19 protein-coding genes and 2 pseudogenes are annotated in these 25,454 nt (G+C 29.8%); 14 read left to right on the top strand and 7 right to left on the bottom strand.

What is annotated here, in order from left to right; all coding sequences use genetic code 11:
- Positions 1 to 54 precede the first annotated feature (54 nt).
- The 10 genes and pseudogenes from MUN42_RS09575 (at position 55) to MUN42_RS09535 (ending at position 17,666) form a co-directional block, all read left to right on the top strand.
- The gene (locus tag MUN42_RS09575) at positions 55 to 1,776 is read left to right on the top strand and encodes a DNA topoisomerase 3 (RefSeq protein WP_243344616.1); all 1,722 of its coding nucleotides are present in this window, start codon (positions 55 to 57) and stop codon (positions 1,774 to 1,776) included.
- A complete protein-coding gene (gene dcm / locus MUN42_RS09570) occupies positions 1,769 to 2,734 on the top strand; it encodes a DNA (cytosine-5-)-methyltransferase (RefSeq protein WP_222378494.1) in 966 nt (321 codons plus the stop codon). The genes MUN42_RS09575 and dcm overlap by 8 nt, the downstream gene beginning before the upstream one ends.
- On the top strand, positions 2,721 to 10,352 hold the full coding sequence (locus tag MUN42_RS09565) for a DEAD/DEAH box helicase family protein (RefSeq protein ID WP_243344615.1): 7,632 nt from the start codon (positions 2,721 to 2,723) through the stop codon (positions 10,350 to 10,352). The genes dcm and MUN42_RS09565 overlap by 14 nt, the downstream gene beginning before the upstream one ends.
- Before the next feature lie 43 nt (positions 10,353 to 10,395).
- Entirely contained in the window at positions 10,396 to 11,052 is a 657-nt protein-coding gene (locus MUN42_RS09560; protein WP_222378490.1) for a DNA-binding protein, read from the top strand.
- A 300-nt stretch (positions 11,053 to 11,352) separates the two neighbouring features.
- Positions 11,353 to 12,852, top strand: a pseudogene (locus tag MUN42_RS09555) (hypothetical protein); the annotation flags it as partial.
- A 12-nt stretch (positions 12,853 to 12,864) separates the two neighbouring features.
- The gene (locus MUN42_RS09880) at positions 12,865 to 13,176 is read left to right on the top strand and encodes a VOC family protein (protein WP_222378521.1); all 312 of its coding nucleotides are present in this window, start codon (positions 12,865 to 12,867) and stop codon (positions 13,174 to 13,176) included.
- 86 nt (positions 13,177 to 13,262) lie between these two features.
- Entirely contained in the window at positions 13,263 to 13,715 is a 453-nt protein-coding gene (locus MUN42_RS09550) for a PadR family transcriptional regulator (protein WP_347708774.1), read from the top strand.
- Positions 13,716 to 13,764: 49 nt separating this feature from the next.
- Complete coding sequence (tet(44), locus tag MUN42_RS09545) at positions 13,765 to 15,687, top strand: tetracycline resistance ribosomal protection protein Tet(44) (protein ID WP_024388620.1); 1,923 nt, start codon at positions 13,765 to 13,767, stop codon at positions 15,685 to 15,687.
- Between the two features lie 314 nt (positions 15,688 to 16,001).
- Positions 16,002 to 16,859 carry an aminoglycoside nucleotidyltransferase ANT(6)-Ib gene (locus MUN42_RS09540; protein ID WP_003454325.1) on the top strand — a complete coding sequence of 286 codons (858 nt, stop codon included), beginning with the start codon at positions 16,002 to 16,004 and terminating at the stop codon, positions 16,857 to 16,859.
- 204 nt (positions 16,860 to 17,063) lie between these two features.
- On the top strand, positions 17,064 to 17,666 hold the full coding sequence (locus MUN42_RS09535; protein WP_243344613.1) for an ABC transporter permease: 603 nt from the start codon (positions 17,064 to 17,066) through the stop codon (positions 17,664 to 17,666).
- Between the two features lie 17 nt (positions 17,667 to 17,683).
- Here MUN42_RS09535 and MUN42_RS09875 read toward each other — a convergent pair.
- A pseudogene (locus tag MUN42_RS09875) lies at positions 17,684 to 18,531 on the bottom strand (endonuclease); the annotation flags it as partial.
- Between MUN42_RS09875 and MUN42_RS09870 the strand changes: the two are divergent.
- Positions 18,479 to 18,910 (top strand): abortive infection family protein, encoded by a 432-nt coding sequence (locus MUN42_RS09870; protein ID WP_222378520.1) that lies wholly within the window; start codon positions 18,479 to 18,481, stop codon positions 18,908 to 18,910. The pseudogene MUN42_RS09875 and the gene MUN42_RS09870 sit on opposite strands and share 53 nt — an antisense overlap.
- Positions 18,911 to 18,928: 18 nt before the next feature.
- On the opposite strand, the gene MUN42_RS09515 is transcribed toward MUN42_RS09870, so the two are convergent.
- From MUN42_RS09515 to MUN42_RS09490, 6 genes are all read right to left on the bottom strand, one after another.
- Entirely contained in the window at positions 18,929 to 20,260 is a 1,332-nt protein-coding gene (locus MUN42_RS09515; protein WP_243344610.1) for a relaxase/mobilization nuclease domain-containing protein, read from the bottom strand.
- Position 20,261: 1 nt separating this feature from the next.
- Positions 20,262 to 20,618: a plasmid mobilization relaxosome protein MobC gene (mobC, locus tag MUN42_RS09510; protein WP_000013363.1), complete on the bottom strand. Its 357-nt coding sequence runs from the start codon at positions 20,616 to 20,618 to the stop codon at positions 20,262 to 20,264.
- 177 nt (positions 20,619 to 20,795) lie between these two features.
- Positions 20,796 to 21,878, bottom strand: coding sequence for a virulence RhuM family protein (locus tag MUN42_RS09505; protein WP_243344609.1), 1,083 nt, complete (start codon positions 21,876 to 21,878; stop codon positions 20,796 to 20,798).
- On the bottom strand, positions 21,871 to 22,353 hold the full coding sequence (locus MUN42_RS09500) for a hypothetical protein (protein ID WP_039121414.1): 483 nt from the start codon (positions 22,351 to 22,353) through the stop codon (positions 21,871 to 21,873). The genes MUN42_RS09505 and MUN42_RS09500 overlap by 8 nt, the downstream gene beginning before the upstream one ends.
- A gap of 8 nt (positions 22,354 to 22,361) precedes the next feature.
- Positions 22,362 to 22,910 (bottom strand): ImmA/IrrE family metallo-endopeptidase, encoded by a 549-nt coding sequence (locus MUN42_RS09495; RefSeq protein ID WP_041160392.1) that lies wholly within the window; start codon positions 22,908 to 22,910, stop codon positions 22,362 to 22,364.
- An 8-nt stretch (positions 22,911 to 22,918) separates the two neighbouring features.
- A complete protein-coding gene (locus MUN42_RS09490) occupies positions 22,919 to 23,320 on the bottom strand; it encodes a helix-turn-helix transcriptional regulator (RefSeq protein WP_222378480.1) in 402 nt (133 codons plus the stop codon).
- A 188-nt stretch (positions 23,321 to 23,508) separates the two neighbouring features.
- Between MUN42_RS09490 and MUN42_RS09485 the strand changes: the two genes are divergently transcribed.
- The 3 genes from MUN42_RS09485 to MUN42_RS09475 all read left to right on the top strand — a co-directional run bounded on the left by MUN42_RS09485 (position 23,509) and on the right by MUN42_RS09475 (position 25,408).
- Positions 23,509 to 24,030, top strand: a complete 522-nt coding sequence (locus MUN42_RS09485; RefSeq protein ID WP_243344607.1) for a hypothetical protein — start codon at positions 23,509 to 23,511, stop codon at positions 24,028 to 24,030.
- Positions 24,031 to 24,299: 269 nt separating this feature from the next.
- On the top strand, positions 24,300 to 24,710 hold the full coding sequence (locus MUN42_RS09480; RefSeq protein WP_222378478.1) for a sigma-70 family RNA polymerase sigma factor: 411 nt from the start codon (positions 24,300 to 24,302) through the stop codon (positions 24,708 to 24,710).
- 542 nt (positions 24,711 to 25,252) lie between these two features.
- Positions 25,253 to 25,408 carry a hypothetical protein gene (locus MUN42_RS09475; protein ID WP_165628744.1) on the top strand — a complete coding sequence of 52 codons (156 nt, stop codon included), beginning with the start codon at positions 25,253 to 25,255 and terminating at the stop codon, positions 25,406 to 25,408.
- Positions 25,409 to 25,454: the final 46 nt, after the last annotated feature.

Genomic DNA, 25,454 nt, shown 5'->3' with positions numbered 1-25,454 from the left:
AAACTTTGAGCGAGAGAGAAATCTTTCGCTCTTTTTTTATTTATGGAGGTATTAATGAAATTAGTAATAGCAGAAAAGCCAAGTGTAGCGGTTACAATTGCAAAAGTAACCCACGCAAGAACAATAAAAAACGGATATTATGAGGGGAATGGATACATTGTTTCTTGGTGTGTAGGTCATTTAATTCAAATGGCAAGACCAGATAAGATAGATGAAAAATGGAAGAAATGGACGATAGACACTCTTCCTATAATTCCAGAAGAATATATTTATGAAGTATCTAAAAGTACTAAGAAACAATATGGAGTTTTAAAGAAACTTTTAAACGATAAGAATATCGACACAGTTATAAATGCTTGTGATGCTGGAAGAGAGGGAGAACTTATTTTTAGGCTTGTATATAATCAAGCTAAATGTAAGAAGAAGATTCAAAGACTTTGGATATCTTCAATGGAAAACAAAGCTATTGAAGATGGCTTTAGAAATCTTAAAAACGGAGAAAATTTTGAAGACTTATATAGATCAGCAAGTGCAAGAGCAATTGCGGATTGGCTGGTGGGAATGAATTTAAGTAGGCTTTATTCTTGCATTTACAAGGAAACATATTCAGTTGGTAGAGTACAAACACCAACTCTATATTTAATAGCTAAAAGGGATAGTGAAATAAACCTATTTAAGAAGCAAAAATATTATACAGTTGACCTATCTTATGAAGGATTAAAACTTGTATCAGATAGGATTGATAAAATTGAAGTTGCAGAACAACTATTAAATCTGTTAGAAGATGAAATAGTTATTACAGAGGTAGAAGATAAAGAAATAAGCACAAAACCAGATAAGCCTTATGATCTAACTACCTTACAAAGAGAAGCAAATAAATATTTTGGATATTCAGCAAATGACACTTTAAATCTGGCACAAGGTCTGTATGAAAAAAAGCTAATCACATATCCAAGAACAGATAGCAGGTATTTAACCGATGATATGGTTAGTACTATGAAAGAATTATTAGAAGGACTTGAAGAAGATTTCAAAATCAATGAATCAAACTTTAAGTCTATTTTTAATTCATCTAAAGTTACAGACCACTATGCAATTATTCCTACTATATCAGGCATTGGAAAAGCCAAAGATTTATCTGATAAAGAAAGCAAAATCTATAATCTAATTAAGAATAAATTACTTGCTTCATGTTCGGATAACTTAAGGGAATCTAGTAGAAAAATCAGATATGAATATGACAAGTTTAACTTTAATGCAAGTGGCAAGACCGTAATCGATGAGGGTTATACAAAGTATCTAAAGAGCTATGGAAAAGAAAAACAAGAAAATGAATTACCAGATATAAAGACTGGAGATAAAATTAAACTAACTTCTAAAAATATATCTCAGAAATTCACCAAAGCTACAAGTCATTATAATGAAGATACACTTTTAAAGGCTATGGAGAATGCAGGGATTGAATCACTGGATAAAGACATAGAAGTAGAAAGAAAAGGCTTAGGAACACCAGCTACAAGAGCAGGAATTATTGAAAATCTTATCCATAAGGACCTTATAAGAAGAGATAAGAAAAATTTACTTGTAACAGAAAAAGGAAATAGACTTGTATCGATTGTAGAGGATAAGTTTAAATCAGCAGAAACAACATCTGAATGGGAAATGAAACTTGCAAAGATTAGCTCTGGCGAAGTAGATAAAGAAGACTTTTTAAGAGAAATAGAAGATAGTATAAGGGAGCTTGTAGATAGGTACAAGAATAATCTAAATGAATAAGGTAAAAATATTAGAGCTTTTCGGTGGCATAGGTGCTATTAGAAAGGCTTTTATTAATTTAAAGATACCTTATGAAGTAGTTGATTATGTAGAAATAGATAAGGCTTGTGTTAAATCGTACAACGCACTTTATGGAGAAGATTATAAAGAGAAATCAGTATTAGGATATAAAGCACCTCATGAGAAGATAGACTTAGTTATGCATGGAAGTCCTTGCCAAGACTTTTCAAGAATTGGGAAAAAACAGGGAGGAGTAAAGAATTCAGGAACTAGATCAAGCTTAGTATTTGAAACAATTAGAATAATTAAAGAAATGAAAGAAAAACCTAAATGGATAATTTGGGAAAATGTAAAGGGAGTCCTTGATAGAAATATGAGGGACTCCTTTTTTATTTATCTAAAGGAGTTAGAAGACCTTGGATATGAAAGCAAGTATGAAATATTAAATGCAATGGACTTTGGGATACCTCAAAAAAGAGAAAGGATATTTGTTGTTTCATGTTTTGGAGCAAATAACTTTTCTTTTAATAAATTGGAGAGGAAAGAAACAAGACCACTAAGTGAATTTTTAGAAAAGGATGTAAGTGAACTTTATACAATGACCCAACCTTATATGCTGAAATTTTTAAATAAAGGCATAGATAACAGTTTTAGAGGGCGACTAAAAGTGATTAAAGATTTTTCTTATACTATTTCTACAAAACAGGTGAGAGTACCAAATTCTGGAATAATAGATATTGGAAATGGTCATTACAGGTATTTAACAGAAAGAGAATGCCTAAGACTCATGGGTTTTGATGATAGTGATATTGACAAATTAGAGAAAGTACATCCAAGAAGAAAAAATTGCACTTCAAGTAAACTATATAAGCAGGCCGGCAATTCTATTGTGGTCGATATTTTAATGGCTATTATAAAAGAAATTCATAGAATGGAGGTAGGAAATGCAAGTAAATGATTTTAAGAATATACAAGAAGCAATTAAGTATGAAGTTTTGCAAGATGAAAAAGAATATTTAAAACTCTTAAAAGTTATAGGCAATAATCAGAAATATGATTTTTCAAGCCAATTAAGTATATATAACAAGGAACCCGAAGCTAGAGCTTGTGCAACCTTTGATATGTGGAAAAAATATTTTGGTCGAGTTGTTATGAGAGGTCAAAAGGGTACTCCAATTTTAGTTGGAAGTGATATAAATCAAAGAGTGTCATATATTTTTGATATTAGCCAGACCACATCAATGGATAGGAATATTAATGAGGTTAGCTTATGGCAGTTTGATCACAAAAATCATAAAGAGGCTTTAAAAGAAATAATAAATGCTTCTTCATTTGAAGCTAGTGATTCACTTAATGAAAATATATTTTCTTTAAGTCGAATTTATGGAGATGAATATATTAGCTTGGCTCTTGCTGATTTGAGAATAGATATAGAGGATAGACTGAGTTTTGAAAAGTTTATGAGAGACTCAATATCCTATGCGGTAGCTAATAGGTTTAATACAGTCTATCCTATGGATATGGAAAATTTAAAAAATAATTTTTCTAGGATTAATACAATTTCTTTAGAACAGATAGGTCTTGTAATATCAAGGGTTAGCGAAGATATTATAGATAGAACAATAGAAAAATCTAAGGAAATGGATCGAGCTAGGCTGCTGACAGAAAGGTCCGCTGCCGACTATAATAGAGATACAGAAAATATAAATGAAGATAGAGGAGGTCAAGATGATTTATATAGACGAGATGATAGGTCAAGAAGTAGAGATGGACGAGTTTTCACAGATGGAAGCGACAGAGGAAATAGCGATGAAGATCGAAGAGAAAACCTTGGATATGATGGAGAAGGATCTGGAATTTATGGAGAGATTTCCGAATCCAACATACGCAGTTCTAAGACTGTCTTACCTAGTAGGGAGCGAGGACATGGAGAACTGGAAGAAACTTCAGAAAATGTACGAGGAGAAAACACTTTTGAACCATCTGAAGGGAATTCAGAATCAGGCAGTGGACTTTATCAAGAGAGAGAAAGTCAAGATGATGAAAGCACAAGGATTGACAGAGAAGATGAAAAGAGAGAATCCAGAGGAATACCAAGGACAGATGAACAACTTGATGGCAACAGTGAAGAGAATGGCAATCAAGGAATACGTGGAAGCTTAGAAAATGAAATAAGTCAAGAAAAGGAAGCTGATGAAGCTTCTTTTTTTGATGACAAAAACAATGAAAATAGAAAAGATTACTGGATTGTAGAATTTAATGAAAACCATGAATTAGTTCCCGATTATAGTGGGCAGATAGTAACTAAAGAATTAATAAATGTCCTAAGACAAAAGGATATTGATGTTAAAGACCATAATCAAACTCTTGGAGAAAATGAATTTGGAGAAATGACTGATGATTATATCGGATATTTCAAATTTTATTTTGACCACTATGTAGACGGCGAAGTTGTCGAACATTATAGGATTTACCTTGGTGATGGTGAAGAAGTAAATGAGCGTGAATTTTCATATTTAGAAGAACAAGTTGCACTAAGTGAGGAAAAATCATTACAAGAAGAAATTAAGAAAAAGATAGAACCTAAATTTAAGATAGGTGATCAGGTTAGATATAAAGATAAGGACTTCACCATTACAGATTTTGATGAACTAAGTGGAGGACTTAAAACTGTAACCATTAGAGATAATATGGAATATATGGGAGGTATGATTAGGGGTTCGGAAGTAATTCCATATAGAAACGATTCATACCTTGAAGAAATATTTGAAAATCTAAGTCAAACATCAGAAAAACTAGCAGTAAAGGTTGGTAAGGAATTTATTTTAGAAGATGAAAATACCTTTGATGGAATTAACTTAATTGAAACAGGAACTAAGGTAGAAGTTAATGGAGAAGAATTTCCTTTATATAAGGGTGAAACATTTGAAGAAAGTAGAAAGATTGATGACCTTTTAGATAGTGGAGATTATGAAATATACAAGTTATCTGAGCATGAAAATCAAATTGAAAGACAAGTAGAGCAAGAAAGCTTTATTGATAACTACAATCCTGAAATTGACCAAATGATGGATAGGTATAATGTACCAAGACAATCAGCCGAAAACTTATTGAGAGGTAAAGAAGATTTAAAGGATCTAGGCTATGAACCTAATAAAGAGAGACTAAGTTTTGCTAGAAATTATGACTTGAAAAATCATATTTACTCAGAATACCTAACACCCTCAGAAAAGCTAGATAAAAATATCAAAGCTATTAAAATGCTAAAAAGACTTGAAAATGAAAATAGGAGTCCAAGAGAGTATGAACAAGCTTATCTTGCTGATTATCTGGGTTGGGGAGGTCTTTCCGATGTCTTCGATGAAGAAAAAGGAGGACAATGGCTTGAAGCAAGAAATATTTTAAAAGAAAATTTAACGAATGAAGAGTATTTGAATGCTAAAGAGTCTACTTTAACATCGTTTTATACACCTAGAGAGGTAATGGATGGGATATATAAGACCCTAACAGATATGGGTTTTAAGACTGGGAATATCCTTGAACCATCTGCAGGAGTTGGTAACTTCATTGGTAATATGCCAAGTGAAATACAAGGCTCTAAAGTATATGGAGTAGAAAAAGATAGCCTTAGTGGAAGAATAGCAAGAGAGCTTTATCCTGAAGCTAATATTCAAATTAAAGGTTTTGAAGAAACAAACTTCTCAAATAATTTCTTTGACTTGGTAATAGGAAATGTTCCCTTTGGAGATTTTAAAGTAAACGATCGTGAATATAACAGAAATAACTTTCTGATTCACGATTATTTTTTTGCAAAGTCAATAGATAAGGTAAGAAATGGAGGAATTGTTGCCTTCATAACCTCATCTGGAACTATGGATAAAAAAGATGAATCTGTTAGAAAATATATTAATGCAAGGTGTGAATTTTTAGGAGCTATGAGGCTACCTAATACAACATTTAAAGGACTTGCTGGTACAGAAGTTACTTCAGATATTATTTTCTTAAAAAAGAGAGATTCAGTTATAGAAAGAGATGATGATTGGATTCATCTAGCAACTGATAAAAAGGGTTTGACTTATAATAAATACTTTGTAGATAATCCTCAAATGGTATTAGGGGATATGAAAGAAGTATCTGGAAGATTTGGCAATACTATTACTTGTGATGAAAAAGAAGATGAAAAGTTAAAAGACTTAATGGATCTTGCAAGTAAGGAAATATCTTCAAATTCAAAATATGAAGAGGTCGAACTATTGGAAGATGAAGAATTAAGTCTTCCAGCAACAGATGATGTTAAAAATTTTTCCTACACTATTATTGATGAAGAAGTCTACCTAAGAGAAAACTCAGTCTTAATTAAGCAGAATATATCAGATAAAAACAAAGAAAAGATAAAAGATTATCTTGATGTAATGAATGCTTTAAAAGATGTAATAGAAAAACAAAAGGACGATTTTTCTGATGAAGAAATAAAAGAATCACAAGCAAAGTTAAATGAAGTCTATGATAACTTTTCAAAGAAACATGGCTTTATTAACTCCTTATCAAATACTAGAGCCTTAAAGGAAGACTCAAACTTTCCACTGGTTTCATCAATAGAAATACTTGATGATGAGGATAATTTCAAAGCTAAGAGTGATATATTTTCAAAAAGAACAATAACAAAGGCAAAAGTAGTAGACCATGTGGATACTTCCCTTGAAGCCTTAGTCTTATCTGTTTCACAAAAAGGATATGTAGATTTTGAATATATGGAATCTATCACAAGTAAAGATAGGAACACCTTAATTGTTGAACTTGAGGGCGAGATATTTTTAGACATTAAGGACACAGACTTAATAAATAACAGAATGCCATTTGAAAACTTTGACAATGACGATTCATTTCATTTTTCATATGTATCGGCAGACGAGTATTTAAGTGGAAACATTAGAGAAAAGATTGGCTATCTCAATTCATATATTGGAGAAATTGAAAATGTAATAGATTTAGCACCTTCTGAAAAGAAAGACACATTATTAAACGAGTTAGGAAAACTCAAATACCAAAGAGAGAAATTACAAGAAGTTATGCCTGAAGAACTAACTGCCTCTGATATAAATGTAAGGTTAGGAGCAACTTGGATACCTCAAAAAGATATAGAAGATTTTACCTTTAATCTTTTAAAAACACCTGGTTATGATAGGTGGAATATAAATGTTAGGTTCTCGCCACGCACAAGTGAATGGAATATTGAAGGTAAAAGTGTTGACTCAACTAATGACCTTGCTAACATGACTTATGGTACAAGTAGAGTAAATGCCTATAAGCTAATTGAAAATGCTCTTAATCTAAAAGATACAAAGGTATTTGACCAAGTAATAAATGATGATGGTTCTAAGACATCTGTATTAAACAAAAAAGAAACCATGCTTGCAAGTCAAAAGCAAGAACTGATTAAAGAAGAATTTAAGAATTGGATATTTGAAGATCCTGATAGAAGATATAGGCTAGAAAAGATTTATAATGAAAAATTCAATTCAATTAGAAATAGAGAATTTGATGGCTCTAACTTAACTTTTGATGGAATGAATACTGAAATCAGACTTCGAGAACATCAGAAAAACGTCATAGCAAGGACTCTTTATGGTGGAAATACACTACTTGCCCATGTAGTAGGAGCAGGAAAAACTTTTGAAATGGTAGCTTCTGCTATGGAATCTAAAAAGTTAGGACTTGCAAGTAAGTCATTATTTGTAGTTCCTAACCATCTAACTACTCAAATTGGTAGAGAGTTCATGCAATTATATCCGTCAGCAAATATTATGGTGGCCGATAAAAAAGACTTTCAACCAAAAAATAGAAAAAGATTTATTGGTAGGATTGCAACAGGAGAATATGATGCAGTCATCATAGGACACTCTCAATTTGAAAAAATACCAATGTCTAAGGAATACCAGGTAAGACATATACAAGACCAAATAGATGATATAGTTTCCTTTATTGATGAGAATAAAAGAAATAGAGGAGAAAATTTCACAGTAAAACAACTAGAAAAGACAAAGAAGAAACTCCTGGTAAGACTTGAAAAACTAAATGATGACTTTAAAAAAGATGATGTAATAACCTTTGAAGAACTAGGAGTAGATAAGTTATTTATAGACGAAGCTCATAATTACAAAAACTTATTTTTGCATACAAAGATGAGAAATGTTGCGGGTATCGGTCAAAGTGAAGCCTTTAAGTCTTCGGATATGTATATGAAATGTAGGTATATGGATGAAATGACAGATGGAAAGGGAGTTGTTTTTGCTACTGGTACACCAATATCAAATTCAATGACAGAGCTTTATACTATGCAAAGATACCTTCAATATGACGATTTAAAGGCAAGAGGATTAGAACATTTTGATGCCTGGGCTTCTACTTTTGGAGAAACAGAAAACACATTTGAATTATCCCCAGAAGGCACTGGATATAGGCAAAAGACAAGATTTTCAAAGTTTTATAACTTGCCAGAATTGATGTCTATGTTTAAAGAAGTAGCAGATATAAAGACATCAGACATGTTAAATTTGCCAGTACCAGAAGCAAATTTTGAAGTTATTAAAACAAAACCTACCGAGGAACAAAAAGAAATATTAGAAGCTATTTCAGAAAGAGCAGACGCAGTTAGAAATAACCAAGTAGAACCAACAGAAGATAATATGCTAAAGATTACAAATGATGGTAAAAAACTTGCCCTTGATCAAAGATTAATAAATCCACTACTTCCAGATGATCCTAATTCAAAGGTAAATGTATGTGTAAAAAATATCTTTTCGATCTGGGATAAGACAAAAGAAAATTCGTCGACTCAATTAGTGTTTTCAGATATGTCCACACCAAAAGGAGATGGAGAATTTAATATCTATGATGATATTAGAAATAAGCTAGTGAATATGGGAATACCTAAAGAAGAAATAGCCTTTATCCACGAAGCAGATACAGACAAACAAAAAGATGAATTATTCTCTAAGGTAAGAAGAGGGGAAGTAAGAGTATTATTAAAAATGGGAGCAGGTACTAATGTACAAAATAAACTAATAGCCTTACATGATTTAGACGTCCCTTGGAGACCGTCTGACCTAGAGCAAAGAAGTGGTAGAATTGTTCGTCAAGGTAATGAAAATGATAAGGTAAATATCTTTAGATATGTAACAGAAAATACCTTCGATGCCTATTTGTGGCAGACAATAGAGAATAAGCAAAAATTCATTTCTCAAATTATGACTTCAAAAACTCCAGTAAGAGTTGCAGAAGATGTTGATGAGGCAAGCCTATCTTATTCAGAAATTAAGGCTTTAGCTACTGGAAATCCTTTAATTAAAGAAAAAATGGATTTAGATAATGAAGTTACAAAACTAAAAATGCTGGAAGCAAACTACAAGTCTAATAAATACAAACTTGAAGATAAGGTAAATAAAATTTATCCTCAAAGTATTTTAAAAACTGAAATGGAAATACAAGCAGTTAAAGAAGATATTGCAAGTGTTGAGAAATTAGGAGAAGGAGATAGCAAATTCACTTCAATCAGTCTTGGGACAAATAAAATTTTAGATAAGAAAGAAGCTGGAGAGAAGCTATTAGAAGAAATAAAAAAAGTAAAGATAAATGATAGCAAGGTCATTGGTAAATATAGAAATTTAGACTTACAAGTTTCATATAACTTTATGACTAATACTCATACCTTTAAACTTCTAGGAAAAGCAGAATATTTCGGGGAGTTTTCAAACTCTACTGATGGCAATATAACAAGGCTTGATAATGCAATTGAAAAAATGCCTTCAAGACTTGAAAGGTTAAATCAAAACCTTGAAAATTATAAAGAATCTTTAGAAAATGCAAAAGTAGAATTAACTAAACCATTTGAAAAAGCAGATGAGTTAAGGGATAAGACACTAAGACTAGCTGAAATTAATAAACTTTTAGATATGGGAGAAGTAGAGGAATTAGAAAATCAATCACCATTATTAGAAGATTTAAAGAGGGCGATAGTTGATTATTCTAACTATGAGTTTTCAGAATCTAATAGCTATGAAGACTTTGACAAATTATACCCCGATTTAAGTCATATAGGACTTGCCTATACAGAGACACCAGATGGGAAGCACTCTATTCAATATGAGGTAAATTTGGAAGAAAAAACATGGACTCAGTATGTAGATAATGTAGCTATTAGAACAGAATCTTTTGTAGAGGAAGATATATCTAACTCACAAGCTATTAAAGATATGACCGAAGCCATAAAGATGTCAAGTTTTGATGATCTGGTATCAGTAGATGAAGAAGATTTGAAACAAGCTCTAGGACTAGAAATAGATGATGACGGAAACTTCTATGACCCGCTAGCAAAAGATCTTGATAATGATGGAATACCAGATAGGTATGACAATGATTTTAAAGATAGTGATTACTTTGAATCAACTTATGATGTAGAGAATAATCTTCACGCAAGAGAAGAGAAACCATCGATATTGGGACAAATATCCAAATACAAATCAGAAGAAGAAAAAGATAAAAACCAAGAAAAAAGTGAAAAAGGACAAGAAAGGTAGAGGAGGGCGAAAGGCTCTCCTTATTCATTGCAAGGAGGAAATTATGGAATACAAAGATATTAGAGAAAACTTAGAAGAAATGATGAATAATAACTACAAGGATTTTATAAAAGCACTTGTAAACATAGAAAAGGGTGTTACTGATGAAAAGGCACTTGAAGAAGTCTATGTCTTATATATGAACAATGATACAACAGGTCTACTAAGTGATGACTTTGACTATATGATTGATGATATGAAAGAACAAGGAAAACTCATTGAAAATACCAATGAACTTGAAGAAAAAGATGACCTCATAAATCTCGTGGGTAATATAGCTGGCAAAGTAGAAAATCTTGAAAGAGAAAATGCAAATGGGGAAAAGTTCAAGGTAAGCAACTTTTCTCTTGTTTGTAAAGATGACGATGGTAATAAAGTTTATACCAATTGTTCAGCCTATGGAGATAAGACAAAAGATTTAGAGAACTTAAAGCAAGGAGATTTTGTTAAAATATTTGGACAAGTAAAAACAAGCATTGACAACAACGGGAAAGAACATAAAAATGTCCGTATTTTATCTTCTAAGCTCTTAAAAGCAAAAGAACAAGTAAAGAGTCAAGATAAAGATAAAAAGTCCATATTAGGGCAAATAAAAAGCTTTAAGACAGACGATAAAACTAAATCTAATACGAAAGACCATAGCAAAGGTGCAGAGAGGTAAATATCGGCAGTCTTCGGACTGCCTTTATTTTTTTGTCATATTGAAACAGATTGTATAATGACGTCATATAATTTCGCTGGTTATGATACGCAAAAGTTAGCTGTAAATATATCTTAATACGTCTATAATAGTATTAAAAGCTGAAGTTAAAATAGAAAAACAAAATATTCACAATATATTAAAATTTATAATTAATACCAGAATCTCATGTATAATTTTAATGGATCTTTTTAGGAGTTAAGAAAATGAAACTGTATATAGATAAAGATTATCTGGTTTAAATTTTAAAAGGAGGGCAGGATGAAAAAACAAAATTTAATTTTAATTATCCATATTTTACTGCAAGCTGTTCTGTTTATTCCCATAGCACCATTCATAAGATATCAGTATTCATTAGATATGGGAATTGTAATAGTATTTTTACTAAGTATTATAAATTTTATAGCTTATATTGTATATGTGTTAAATTCTGAAAAAAATTATATATTGACTCATAGCTTAGTAGTTGAATTATTTATTATTTTCATGTTTTTACAAGATTTAATATTAAGAAATCTTTCGATAGGAAAGTATATCGAACTATTAATCTATAGCTTGATACTATTTGCAAGTTTCAATCTTTTAAGCTCATCGAGTAGAAATAAGTTTATCCCATTAATTACAACGATGGGGATTATCATATCAATAATAATGATGAACTTTAATACTTATTTGGCATCTTCAATATTTAATTATGTTGTGATTATTTTATTATTGACTCCAATCATATTATATTCAAAGGATAAAAATATTCGAAAATATGAAAGTAAGACAATTATAATATTGCAAACTTTATTTATAACAGCTTTTTTCATATACAAGAAGTATGAAGCTGAGGGTCTTCTTTCTATAAGTGAGTATCAGCTGTTTACATGTATCTTCATAGAATCTATATTGCTGTACAGAATCGGTAAGACAAAAATCAAAAGCGGTTTATTATTTTTCTCCCGTTCTTTGAAAAAAATATTTCCTGAATTTATAATTTTGTCTTTGATGCTCTATTTTATATTATTATCTTTTTCAGGAGTGATACTATTTTCTTTAAGTTTTTTTATGTTTTTAGTGGAATTTAGCTTGTTCGAAAAACATAAAAAATCCAATCATATAACTTTTGAGGAGATGTTGGATAACTATTATGTTGAAAAACATAGAAATTTAGAAATTGAAAAACTAAATACTCTAAGGATACAGACATTTTTACATGATGACATTCTACAGATTATAATAGCTATAAGAAGGTGGATAGAAGATAATCTTTCAGGATCTGGCAAAAAATACATTATAGAAAATCTGGATAAGTTAAACGACTTGATTCGTCATGAAATAAATTCATTTAATCCAATGTTAAATGATTATAACTCTTTATATGACGCATATAGCAGACTTATAGTTGATATAGAAAATATGTATTTAGATAATGAAATGCTTATAGAATTTGAATGTGATAGAAATATAGATTTACCCAGTCCTTATGCTGAATTGATTTACAAATGTATCAATGAATTATTAATAAATGCACTAAAACATTCAAAAGGTTATAGTACGGACATTACTCTTAAAATGGTAAACGATAAAATTCATCTTACAATAAAAAATTATGGAGATTATTTAGAAAACGAAGAAAAATTGTTAGAAGGAAATATAGGTTTGAAAATTCTAAGATCGAATTTAAAAGAATATGGTGGAAAATTTGATTTTGATTTTTACAATAATCAAAATGAACTAGATGAATCATTTGTAGAATTTAAAATAGAAGTTCCAGCTGTAGATAATATGGAAGAAGCAAAAAGATATTATGAGGAAATATTGGGGTTAAAAAAGAAATTTGATTTTTCTGATAAGGGAATGGTTGCTTATAATATTGGAAATGAAGAACCTGCAATAATTTTAAAAGACAAAAATAAATTTGAGAATTTAAAGCCTACAATATGGTTTGAAGTAGAAGATGTTGCAATCTTCTATAAAGAAATGTTGAATAATGGTATAAAATTTTTGAGTGAGCCTTTTAAAATTGGAACTGGTAATGCAGTCGAGTTTGAAGATCCATTTGGAAATAGACTTGGCGTTACAGATTATATTAAGTAAGGAGTAGAGATTATGTCAAATATAGATTTGGTATTATTAGGACTTATTAAACAAAAATCACAAAGTGCTTATGATATTAAAAAAATATAGAATATCGTAATATACCAAGATGGGTAAGAATTAGTGAACAGTCTATTTATAAGAAAGTATTACAATTAGAATCAAAAGAATATATTGTTAGCCATAAAGAGAAAGAGGTAAATATGCCAGATAAAGCAGTATATACTATTACTGACAAAGGTAATGATTATTTTAATAGACTTATGAATGATATTTCAAATTATGATGTTAGTCTATATTTGGATTTTAATATTATTATTACGAATTTAGATTTAGTAGATGATGAACAAAAACAGATTCTTGTTTCTAATATAAAATCAAAGATATTAGAATTAAAAGAATTACTAAATGAAAGACAATCTCATAGACAACATATTCCTAATGTTGGAAAACAAATGTTCAAACAACAATTAGCATTAGTAGAAACATTAGAAAAGTGGATAATTGATTTTGAGAATAGTTTAAAAGAAAAAAATTAGCAAATATTGATTTTAAGTTAAAAGATAAATTTGTAGGGAGGGAAGTTCCATGAAAATAATCAACATTGGTATTCTTGCTCATGTAGATGCAGGAAAGACGACCTTAACGGAAAGTCTACTTTATACAAGTGGAGCGATTTTAGAATTAGGCAGTGTAGATAAGGGAACAACAAGGACAGATACTATGTTTTTAGAACGTCAGCGTGGAATCACAATTCAGGCAGCAGTTACTTCTTTTAATTGGAATGACTACAAAATCAATATTGTAGATACTCCTGGACATACAGATTTTATAACAGAAGTGTATCGTTCCTTATCTGTTCTTGATGGAGCTATTTTAGTAATTTCTGCTAAAGATGGTGTACAAGCACAAACTCGAATACTATTCCATGCACTTCAAAAAATGAATATACCAACAATTATTTTTATAAATAAAATAGATCAGGATGGAATTAACTTAAATAATATTTATCAAAATATCAAAGAAAAACTTTCAAATGATATTATTGTTATGCAAAATGTAACATTAACTCCAGAAATATCAATTAAAAATATTATTGATTTAGATGATTGGGATCCTGTAATTTCCAGAAATGATAAACTTTTAAAAAAATATATTGCAGGAGAAAAATTGACTATACAGGAATTAACGTATGAAGAATATAGGTGTGTTAAAAAAGGTTCGTTGTTTCCTATATACCATGGAAGTGCTAGAAATAATATAGGGACTCAACAACTCATTGAAGCTATTTCAAATCTTTTTTGTTCTGAAATGAATGAGAATGGTTCAGAACTATGTGGAAGAGTTTTTAAAATTGAATATACAGACCATAAGCAAAGATTAGTTTATTTGCGTCTTTACAGTGGAACATTACACTTACGAGATACAATTATATTGCCAGAAAAAAAGAAAGTGAAACTTACAGAAATATATATTCCTTCAAATGGGGAAATGATACAGACAAAAATAGTTTGTTCTGGAGATATTTTTATTATACCTAACAATACATTAAGATTGAACGATATTATAGGAAATGAAAAGATTTTGCCATGCAATGTATGGAATGACAATACTGCACCAATACTACGAACAAGAATTGAACCGATAAAAATAGAAGAGAGAGAAAAATTATTGGATGCTCTTACAGAAATTGCAGATACTGATCCTCTTTTACGTTATTGTGTTGATACGATAACACATGAAATCGTCATTTCTTTTTTAGGAACAGTGCAGTTAGAAGTTATCTGTTCTCTGTTGATTGAAAAATATCACATAAACATAAGAATCGAAGATCCAACCGTAATTTATTTGGAAAAGCCATTACAAAAGGCAGATTATACTATTCATATTGAAGTACCACCAAATCCATTTTGGGCATCAATTGGATTATCAATAACTCCACTTCCAATTGGCAGTGGAATACAGTACGAAAGCAAAGTTTCACTCGGTTATTTAAATCAAAGTTTCCAAAATGCAGTAAGAGAAGGTATTAATTATGGACTGGAGCAAGGTTTGTATGGCTGGGAAGTAACAGATTGTAAAATATGTTTTGAATATGGTGTTTATTATAGCCCTGTTAGTACTCCCTCGGATTTTCGTTTTCTTGCCCCAATTGTACTTGAACAAACATTGAAAAAAGCGGGAACGCAATTATTAGAGCCATATCTTTCGTTTATACTTTTTACACCACAGGGATACCTTTCTCGTGCATATAATGATGCACAAAAACATTGTGCAATAATTGAAACTAGTCAATCAAAAAATGATGAAATTATTTTTACAGGACATATTCCTGTACGTTGTATTAATGAATATCGTAATACTTTAACTCTATATACAAATGGGCAAGCAGTTTTTTTGACAGAATTAAAAGATTATCAAATTGCTACTTGTGAACCAGTTATTCAATCACGTAGACCAAATAATCGAATAGATAAAGTACGCCATATGTTTAATAAAAAAGAAAATTAAGTTACTATTCGCTAAATTACAATTTGTTAAGTAGTTGATGATATGGATAAGTATTTAGAAATCAAAAAGATTTTTGTACTGTTTAGATGTGATTATGATAGAGAAAGGATGCTAATACAATTTGGTCTGTAAGCTATGATATTAAAAATAATAGCATTTATAGGATTGATGGAAATCCAAAAAGGAAAAAATATAAAATAGATACAAGGTTAAATTTAAAGAATAATTTTATGTTTAAGGTAAATCTAAGGCAATAGAAAATTTACTTTTTTCTGTTATAATATAAGTAATAATAATTTTAAAAGTGAGTTGATATGAAAATGAGAACAGAGAAACAAATATATGATACTATACTTAATTTTGCTAAAGCAGATGATAGAATTAGGGTGGTTACTTTAGAAGGTTCAAGAACAAATATTAATATTATACCAGATGATTTTCAAGATTATGATATTACTTTTTTTGTCACAGACATGCAGAGTTTTATTAATAGTGATGAGTGGCTTAATGTTTTTGGAGAGAGACTTATTATGCAAAAACCCGAGGATATGGAATTGTTTCCAAAAGAAGAAAAAGGGTATTCATATCTTATGTTATTTTGGGACGGAGTTAAAATAGATTTGACATTATTGCCATTAGAAGTTTTAGATGAATATTTTACTTGGGATAAATTAGTAAAATTATTATTAGATAAGGATAATCGTGTTACTAATATACCAGTACCTACAGATGAAGATTATTATATAGAACATCCGACAGCACGTTCTTTTGATGATTGCTGTAATGAATTTTGGAATACTGTAACATATGTAGTGAAAGGATTATGTCGAAAGGAAATTTTATTTGCAATCGACCATTTAAATAATATTGTGCGTATGGAATTACTGCGAATGATTTCATGGAAGGTTGGAATAGAGCAAGGTTATAGTTTTAGTCTAGGAAAAAACTATAAATTTTTAGAACGATATATTTCACCTGAATTATGGAAGAAAATTCTTGCTACATATAATATGGGGTCATATACAGAAATGTGGAAATCTTTAGAATTATGTATGGGAATTTTTAGAATGGTATCAAAAGAAGTGGCACAATGTTTAAATTATTTATATCCAGATTATGATAAAAATATTAGTAATTATGTTATAAGACAAAAAGAAAAATATCAAAGATAAAACATTTCTAACATTTGATGACAAAATAATTGGATATCAAAATTATAAAGAGGGCAACAAATTACAATTTATAGGGTAAAGATAATAGGAGCCGAAAGGCTCTTATTTTTGTGCCTTTAAATCCTATTCACTTACAAAACTTTTCTTATTATATATGTTAAATTGTATTCACTCTAAAAAGTTTGTTGTATTAAGAATGGTGTCGTGATAGATGCAATGGTTTATGATTCAACTGTAATTGTAATTTTAGTTACAATAATTATTACATCAATTATGGGAGCAGAATTTAAAAATAGAACGGTTAATAATGATGTTTATATAGGAAACTCCAGAAGTAGTATTTTCTGGAGCAAAATAATTGTTTATATGTTTGCTTATAACCTAATGATATTGGTATATCCTATAGCTGGATGTATTAGAATGGGGTTAAGTCTTGGATATGATTTAAATTTATACTTGAATATTGTACATATTGTTAAAATAGCATTCTTTTCAATAATATTAAATAGTGCAATGTATTCAGTTTGCGTATTCTTTATATTTGTTTTTAAAGATATCGCAAGATCATTATCATTATCTATAGTATATATTTTTTCATTTGCATTATTAATAGCATATGGAAAGCCTATGGGATTATTTGATAAGATTTTTATATTAAACTATATTCCAATTCAACAAATAAGGGATATTCTATATGCTGATATGAATGGATTTAATGAAATTATATCTTTTGTGAGTGGCATAATGCTATTATTTTTTTTCTTATTATTATCAAAAATCATATTTAGAAGACAGGACTTGAAGTAAAAGGTGCTGTTGCAAAATTATGAAAATTCTTTATGGATGCAGATAGAAAACTCTCCACCCCAATAATTCAATTCATTATCAATATATTTATTAGTATTTTTCCTTAATTTGGTCAAGTCATATATCAAGATGTTCTTATTGAAATATTCTACCATAAGGACATCTTTTTTACTTTTATATTCATCATAAAATTCTTTAGCTTTAGAGTTTGATTTATAGATCTCGTAAATAGATTTATTCACATTAAAAGTGTTTAAAGCTTCAATTACAGTATAGATTTCGTTCAAATCTTTTTCTATATCCTTAATTTTATATAAAGTTTTATGTCTTCTAATGGCTTCTTTTTGAATTTTATTTTCTAGACCTATATTATATGTCAGCCCATACTTTCTGAGTTGATTTAAAGTGTCAGCCATAGTATTCATATTGTGCTTCTTTGCCCATATTTCATAAGCTTTAGAAGATTGTATCTTTTTATTATTTTTAAGTCTATTAGATTGTCAACTTTTTTGTATGCTTTCGTAGAAGAATCAAAATCAATTTTTACGAACTTTTTATTTATATTATTCTTGATTCTTTCCTTGATCTTTTCATTGGTATAATCTTTTCCAAGAGTAGTTTCTTTAGCACGAATAAATCGTCCTTTTTCTCCTTGCTCTTTATGACGAAAAGATAGGTACTTGCCTAATTTGATTTCGTATCCATATTCTTCCATAGTTTTTAAAAAATTATCATAGCTATTAGACTTTTGAATAGCAAGATCAATAGATATTTGAAGTCTATATTTACAAGATGTCCCTTTTTTAAATTCCATATATCCTTTATATGATTTTCCATTAGTTTTATATTTAGTTTTAAAACCCACAGAAGCAATAGGAAAATCAAAGGAATTACTTGAAAGTTGTTGTAAGGAAATTTGTAATAATTTAGGAGAGAATAAAAAAGATAACTTAAAATTAACACAATTAGTTAAAGAAACCTTTAGATGTTTAAAAATTCCAAATGAAAGCATGATAATTGATGAAACTGAAGACAAAATAGTAAGGCAAATTATAGGGAGTTTAAATGGACTTGCTTCAGGAATTAACGATCTTAGAAATCATTATGGAAGTGGACATGGAAGAGAAATGAATTTTAAAGCTTTGAGTAAAAAGCATGTAGAACTTTCTGTGGGTGCTAGCATAACATTGATTAGATATTTTTGGGATTCTTTTAGAGAAATCGAAAATAGTAAAAAGATATAAGAACAAGAAGTGAAGATGTTACCTCTCCACTTCCTTTCCATAGTAATTTTCATAGTTTTTCCTATACTGAACTAGGTCAGAAAATTGTTCTTTATTCAAAGAATACTCTTGCATAAGGGTGTTCTTTTTTTCTTGCAATTTATCGAGGTTTGATAGTATTTCTTTTGTGTTTGGTAGTTTTTTATAGTTTTCTAAGATTTCTTTAGCAGCTATTTTGTAGATGGAAAGCTCACTATAATATTCTTCTGAAAATTGCTTATCATTAGGATTTTTCTTGTGGTATTTATAGATTTCACGATACTTATTTATGATATTTATATTTTCCATATCCTGGGATAAACTCTTCATTTCAGTTACAATTTTCTTTATTTTATCTAATAAATCTTGTCTATCATCAGCAGATTTTTTGATTAAGTCATCGAGTTGGTTGATTGAATTAATTCCTTGCTCTCTAAGCTTAATTATCGAGTCAGCCATTGTTTTGATATTATGTTTTCTTGCCCAGACTTCGTAGCCTTTATAGGATTGAGCTTTTTTATTAGTAGATATATCAATAACATTTCCTACTCTTTTTTTAATAGGATTAGCTTTATTTTTAATAGCTAAATCTATTCTTTCTTTGATTTTTTCTTCGGTATAATCTTCCCCGATAGTCTTAGTTCTTGTAAATCTTTGCTTATCTTTATGACGAAAAGCAATGTGTTTACCAAACTTAATTTCATAATCAAGAGATTCCATATTTTCTAAAAATTCTTCCCACGAGTTAGACTTATTAATCACTCTATCTATATCAAATTGTAGTTTAGACTTCCAAGAATTGCCTTTCTTGTTTTGGTCATATTCATACCAGGATTTACCAGCAGTTTTATATTTTCTTTTGTAAGCTTCATAATATTCATCAATGACTGAAAGATTATTTTCTTTACATAATTCGTCACTTTGATACCTGATTTTATGGTAAGTTTTTTTGTTAGACTGGTAGCATTTACCAGTCTTGTAATTAACATTATTAAAAATAATATGGTTATGGATATGCCCTCTATCTATATGAGTTGCAATAACAAATTCATAATCTTCTTTTAAAATTTTCTTACATAATTCCATTCCAATTTCGTGAGCTTTTATATGATCAACCTCTCCTGGTAGAAAAGATTGGATTAAATGTCTAGCCAAAACTGTACCTTTAGTATCATTATCTTCTCGTGTTTTTATAAATTGAATATGGGCAGTAGATGGATGACATTTAAATGAAGATACCAAGACTTTTTCATCAGTTTTTTCACTCTTAGTAATGTAATCTATTGCCAAATTTAGAGTTGATTTTATAGGATGTATTTTTGTAATTGCCATACTAATCACCAGAACTTTCTTTTGATTTATTAAGAAGTAGGGAATGGATCTGCCATATTTCTTTTGATAATTTTTCTATCTGTTTATTCATTGATTCAATTTCATTCTTGTAAATAACACCAGTTGTATTAGTAGCTTTTGCAATCTGGTTTATATTATTCGTAGCATTTGAAAGTAACCATTGTAGGTTTCTAAATGGTTCTAAATCTACTACATAAATTTCTTTTTCTAATACGCACTTTCTAAGAAAGTGGGACATAGTTTTACAATTAGCAAGTTTCATTTTCTTTTCGAAAATTTCCTTTTCTTCTTTAGTTAGCTTTATTTCTATTCTTTCATTTCTAAATCTATTTGCCATTTTATTCTCCTTTATAAAATATATTTCGGGGTCTTAGGGTTCTCCCTAACAAGGTAAAAATTAAAAAATGGAGCATTCCATAAAGGTTAGCTCCATTAATTTTTTCGTAAGTGTCCGTACACTTACTGTGCTTGCTATTAAAGCTATTAAAGTTATAAGCGTTAAGCGTGTATTAAGTTATTCTTCTAAATCTTTAGTATTATCCTCGAGTTCTAGGAACTTATCAAAATCACTTTTGTAGAGTCTATCTTGTATAATTCTGTATTTTTCAAATTCACTTTCTGCGTGCTTTTTTGCAAGAGCTGCAGACACTTTTCCTGCATCGTTTAAGATCTCTTTATCCCATAATTGTAAAAAGCCATTTAATCTTTTTTCCCAATCTTCCATTGTCATAGGAATATGTCTTTCTGCTTGCATTTCTGCCATATCCAAATATGATGAAACAATTCTTTGCATTTGATTTAATTCTTCTTCGTTTAGATAATTTTTTGCAACGACTACATCATATTTATGAATTTTTGAATCTGGGGATCCTTCCCAAGTTGTAAGTCCCATATTTTTAGTTTTGTGGTTGGCTCTATCTACAATTAATTCGGCTGCAGTTTTTCCATGAATTGCATAGTGCAATTTATTTTGAATAGCTGCAAAAAACCTTTTTGTTGCTTTTGCAGATGGATCATAGTCTAAAGATGTAGCATAAATATCTGTGATTTTTTGATAGAATCTTCTCTCAGATAATCTAATTTCACGAATTTTTACAAGTAATTTTTCGAAATAATCTTTGGTAAGTTTTGTGCCAGAATTTTTTAATCTTTCATCATCCATTGCCCAACCTTTAATTGTAAAATCTTTTACAATTTGGTTTGCCCACTTTCTAAATTGGACGGCACGTTCGTTATTTACTTTAAACCCTACTGCAATAATTGCTTGCAGATTATAGTGTTTTGTTTCTCTTGAAACATTTCTAGAACCTTCTTTTTGAACTATTAAGAAATTCTTAATAGTTGCTTCTTCTTGTAATTCATTGTCATCAAATATTTTTTTTAAGTGCTGATTTATTGCTGCAGTACTGACATCATAAAGAGCTGCCATCATCTTTTGAGTTAACCAAATATTTTCATCTTCATATCTAATTTCAATAGCTTCCTTGTCATCACCGTTAGCTGCAATAAAAGTCAAGTATTCAGCAGCAGATGATCTAATTTGAAGTTCTTTTTTATCATGATTTTCGTCTTTGTTTTTATCCATTTCTTTACTCATAATTTCCTCCAAGTATAAATTTCATTCTACCTTTAAACACTGGAATACTAATCAAGAATACAATTACATAATGTATAAAGGAATTTATCATCATACTTTTTGTGATTGGTAATTGATGATAAGTTTGACTTATTATTTTAAAAGCGGCTAGAGTGCTTGTTATAAAATCAAGTGCCAACCATAGGGCGACTGATGATCCTATGAAAGCAATTATATAGTTTAAAAGCTTACTGATTTTTGGTAGCTTTTGATTTATTAGAACTAGCAATATTCCATAAATTATTACTACTGTAATTGAAAGGGGAATAGCCAATTTGTTATCTAGTTTATCTTTTATGGATATATAAAATCCTAAACCTACAACTATAAAATCAATCAAAAATGCTGAGATTTTTACAGAGTAGGTAGAGATGAGATAGTAGAAAACTACTCCAGAAAGGATTAATAAAATATATCCTGCAATAAAAATTCCCATGGAGTCTCCTAATAATAATCATCATGTTCAGGGCGATAGTTTTTAAGAAAATCTCCCTGAGGTATATTAACATTAACTGGCTTATTAAACTTGCCCATTTTTGCTAACTCAGAAATTTTTAGATTTAGTAAATTTATATCTACACCTAACTTTCCAGCGATTTCATAATCACAAACTTGATCATTGATATTATCGAAGACATCTTCATCACTAATTAATAAATGAGCTGCAAAAATATTAGCTTCAGTTTCAAATTTATTTGTAGGGTTTAGCACTGTTTGGTCATGAAAAGCTCCGCCACTCATACAATAATCTCTGTGAAGTTGATCGTGACCTAATTCATGTGCTAATATAGTTTTTCTATTAAAATTTGTGTTGCTACTGATAAAAATAAATCTGTTCCTTTGAATATAATGGTACATTCCTAAAAGTATTTTTGTTTCAGGTAGATATACCAGGTTAATATTCAAAGCTTCTATTAATTCGATAGGATCTCGTGTCTTATATTTTTTTATAAGTCGATTAACCTTATCATATATATAGCGATTCATGCTCATAAAATCACCTAATCTTTTTTCTTACGACCGTATTTCTTGTTTTCTCTTTTAGCCTCCCAATAAGCACGAGTAATAGCTTCAAAAGCAGCATCTTTATCTTCATCAGATATTTCTCCACCTGCAAATAAAGAACTTAGACCTTCTGTTAATGCTCTAGCTTTTTCTAATTCTCTTTTGCCACCCATGTTATAAACTCTATTTAAAAACTCATCATTTTCTTCTAGAAGATAATTGTAATCACAGTCCATAACTTCAGCTATTTTTTTGTAAACCTCGACATCTCTTGGGTATCTTTCTCCGTCTTCATAATGTACAAGAGTTCTTGTACTTATTCCTATCATTTTTGCAAAATCTGCTTGACTTAACTTTTCTTTTTCACGAAAATCCTTTAATCTATCCGCAAAAGCCATAACTTTAACCTCCTGTACTAATGTGCATTTATAACTTTTAACACGAACAATAGTGCTTGAATTATTCTTCAATTTGAGATATAATACAAACTGAACTTATATTCATATTATAGCACAAACATTCAGGCTTGTAAATAAGTTGTATTGGGGTGATTAGATTGAGAATAAGTAAAACTTTAAAGAATATAATGAACATGTATGCAGATAGCAACTTGAAATTTGAAGAAATTAGTTCAGCTGCAAAACTTATTTTAAGTTTATATAGACAAGTTACCTGGGCAGTAGATAGCAGGGCAAATTTTATGATGTTTGAGAGTAAAGAAAACTATGGATCAACTTCAGAATCTGCTTACTTGTATCTTTCTACATTTGCTCCAGAAAAAGTTGAAGAAAAGTTTAATAATAGAGTTTCCAATGTAATGGATAGTAAGCTTATGCTTTTAATAATTTATGATGCCTGTGTTAGGCTAAAAGTTTATCCAGAGTATGGAGAAATCTATCATAAGATTATTTATAACTACTACATTTCTGAAAAAAAGATTACTGATGAAGCTTGTATGAGAAGTGTATCTTTAGAGAGAACAGTTTATTATCAAAGAAAGAAGGAAGCAATTGCATTGGTTGGTGTAATAATTTGGGGATATACTTTACCGACTGCTATTAACCAGCTTGAAGACGGTCGTAGCATTGAAGAAATAATGAACATATAATAAATTAATTTAATACGAACTTATTGCGTACTATTTCCGAATGAAAAAAGTACCATATACGAATTTCATGTGTACTTAAGTGCATATATAATATCCATGATGGGTGATCTGCACCTAAATTTAATATTGGCATTTATTGACTGAAAGAATTTATTTTCTTTCGGTCTTTTTTTATGCCCAGGAGAATATATGCATAGAATTAGAAGCCCTCCTTGTGTGAATTTTATTTTCAAACAAAAGAAATTCATGTCAACAAGGAGGAAAAATTAATGGACAAAGAATATTATTTATTTGTAGAAGGAAAGAAAGTAGTTGTTAGCAAGGAAGTATATCTTGCTTATCATAGTGAATTGAATAAAGAAAAATATCAAATGAGAAGAGACAGGTTAAATAACTGTTTCTTTTTTTGTTCCTATAATCATGATGGTAATTTTGAAGAAAATTTAGAAGATCTGGAATTTGATGTTGAAAAAATTATCGAAACAAAGGAAATGATTGAAGAAGTAAGAAGAGCTATTTCTAAACTCAACCCTGTTGAAAGGGATTTGATAGAAAGTCTTTTTTATAAAGAAGAAACAATTAGAGAAGTAGCTGCTAAACTGAATATTTCTCATCCAGCCGTTATTAAAAGGCGTAATAAAGTCTTAGAGAAACTAAAGGAAATATTAGAAGACTTTTAGATGGCAGTTACCAAACGGGTCTAATTTTCACTGTTATTTATGCAGTGGGAATTGGACCTTTTTATTTAACCAAATTTATTTTTGAAAATTGGTTACCAAGAAAGACTTCTTTTCACTGTTAAGTATAAGAGGGTAATTTTAAACAATTTTGTTTCATCAAGATAAGTATTTTCTGATGGTCAAATTTTAAAAAGATTAATAGCTCTCGATAAATTTTGAACCTTAACAATTGAATAGACCAAGACAAGACATTAATCATTTTTGGAGCGTAATAACCTATCCGCCAAGATCTTTCTGCTGAATAATTCGGCAAAACAAGTACTGCTAAGCTAAAAGCAAGGGAAGAAGAAAGGGAGCGATAAGTAAGAGTTTGAATATAGGGAGGGATACCCTATTCGCTATGAAGAAAGTGAGGATAATGATACTTCTAAGGTTGAAGCCGGCTCATCCTGAATAGAGGCGGAGGTGAGATTCCTATGTTGCTAATCCAAGGCACTTGTCAATGTCAAAAAACTTTAATTTTATATTGTGAGGTAAAACCTATGAATACAAAAGAAAAGAAGAAATGTAAACCTAAAGAGCAAATATCAAAAGAAGATTATTCTAAAAAAATTACTTACACTCAAAGTGATAAAGAGTCACTCGACTTACTAGATATTGTAGAACTTTATTTATGTAGAGCTTGTATAAGACTATAAGCTGGGGTGCTGACTTAAAAACTTGGGTGCGGTAAAATATAAGTGG

Origin of the sequence: Anaerococcus sp. AGMB09787 (assembly GCF_022808955.1) — a bacterium.
Lineage (GTDB): Bacteria > Bacillota > Clostridia > Tissierellales > Peptoniphilaceae > Anaerococcus.
Note: the sequence above shows the minus strand (reverse complement) of the source record. Positions and strands in the feature narration are given on the sequence as shown.

What these genes read in the sequence shown, in the direction of transcription:
- MUN42_RS09575 (WP_243344616.1), top strand. Translation starts at nt 55, where the DNA reads ATGAAATTAGTAATAGCAGAAAAGCCAAGTGTAGCGGTTACAATTGCA.
- dcm (WP_222378494.1), top strand. Translation starts at nt 1,769, where the DNA reads ATGAATAAGGTAAAAATATTAGAGCTTTTCGGTGGCATAGGTGCTATT.
- MUN42_RS09565 (WP_243344615.1), top strand. Translation starts at nt 2,721, where the DNA reads ATGCAAGTAAATGATTTTAAGAATATACAAGAAGCAATTAAGTATGAA.
- MUN42_RS09560 (WP_222378490.1), top strand. Translation starts at nt 10,396, where the DNA reads ATGGAATACAAAGATATTAGAGAAAACTTAGAAGAAATGATGAATAAT.
- MUN42_RS09880 (WP_222378521.1), top strand. Translation starts at nt 12,865, where the DNA reads ATGGAAGAAGCAAAAAGATATTATGAGGAAATATTGGGGTTAAAAAAG.
- MUN42_RS09540 (WP_003454325.1), top strand. Translation starts at nt 16,002, where the DNA reads ATGAAAATGAGAACAGAGAAACAAATATATGATACTATACTTAATTTT.
- MUN42_RS09515 (WP_243344610.1), bottom strand. Translation starts at nt 20,260, where the DNA reads ATGGCAATTACAAAAATACATCCTATAAAATCAACTCTAAATTTGGCA.
- mobC (WP_000013363.1), bottom strand. Translation starts at nt 20,618, where the DNA reads ATGGCAAATAGATTTAGAAATGAAAGAATAGAAATAAAGCTAACTAAA.
- MUN42_RS09505 (WP_243344609.1), bottom strand. Translation starts at nt 21,878, where the DNA reads ATGAGTAAAGAAATGGATAAAAACAAAGACGAAAATCATGATAAAAAA.
- MUN42_RS09500 (WP_039121414.1), bottom strand. Translation starts at nt 22,353, where the DNA reads ATGGGAATTTTTATTGCAGGATATATTTTATTAATCCTTTCTGGAGTA.
- MUN42_RS09495 (WP_041160392.1), bottom strand. Translation starts at nt 22,910, where the DNA reads ATGAGCATGAATCGCTATATATATGATAAGGTTAATCGACTTATAAAA.
- MUN42_RS09490 (WP_222378480.1), bottom strand. Translation starts at nt 23,320, where the DNA reads ATGGCTTTTGCGGATAGATTAAAGGATTTTCGTGAAAAAGAAAAGTTA.
- MUN42_RS09485 (WP_243344607.1), top strand. Translation starts at nt 23,509, where the DNA reads ATGAACATGTATGCAGATAGCAACTTGAAATTTGAAGAAATTAGTTCA.
- MUN42_RS09480 (WP_222378478.1), top strand. Translation starts at nt 24,300, where the DNA reads ATGGACAAAGAATATTATTTATTTGTAGAAGGAAAGAAAGTAGTTGTT.
- MUN42_RS09475 (WP_165628744.1), top strand. Translation starts at nt 25,253, where the DNA reads ATGAATACAAAAGAAAAGAAGAAATGTAAACCTAAAGAGCAAATATCA.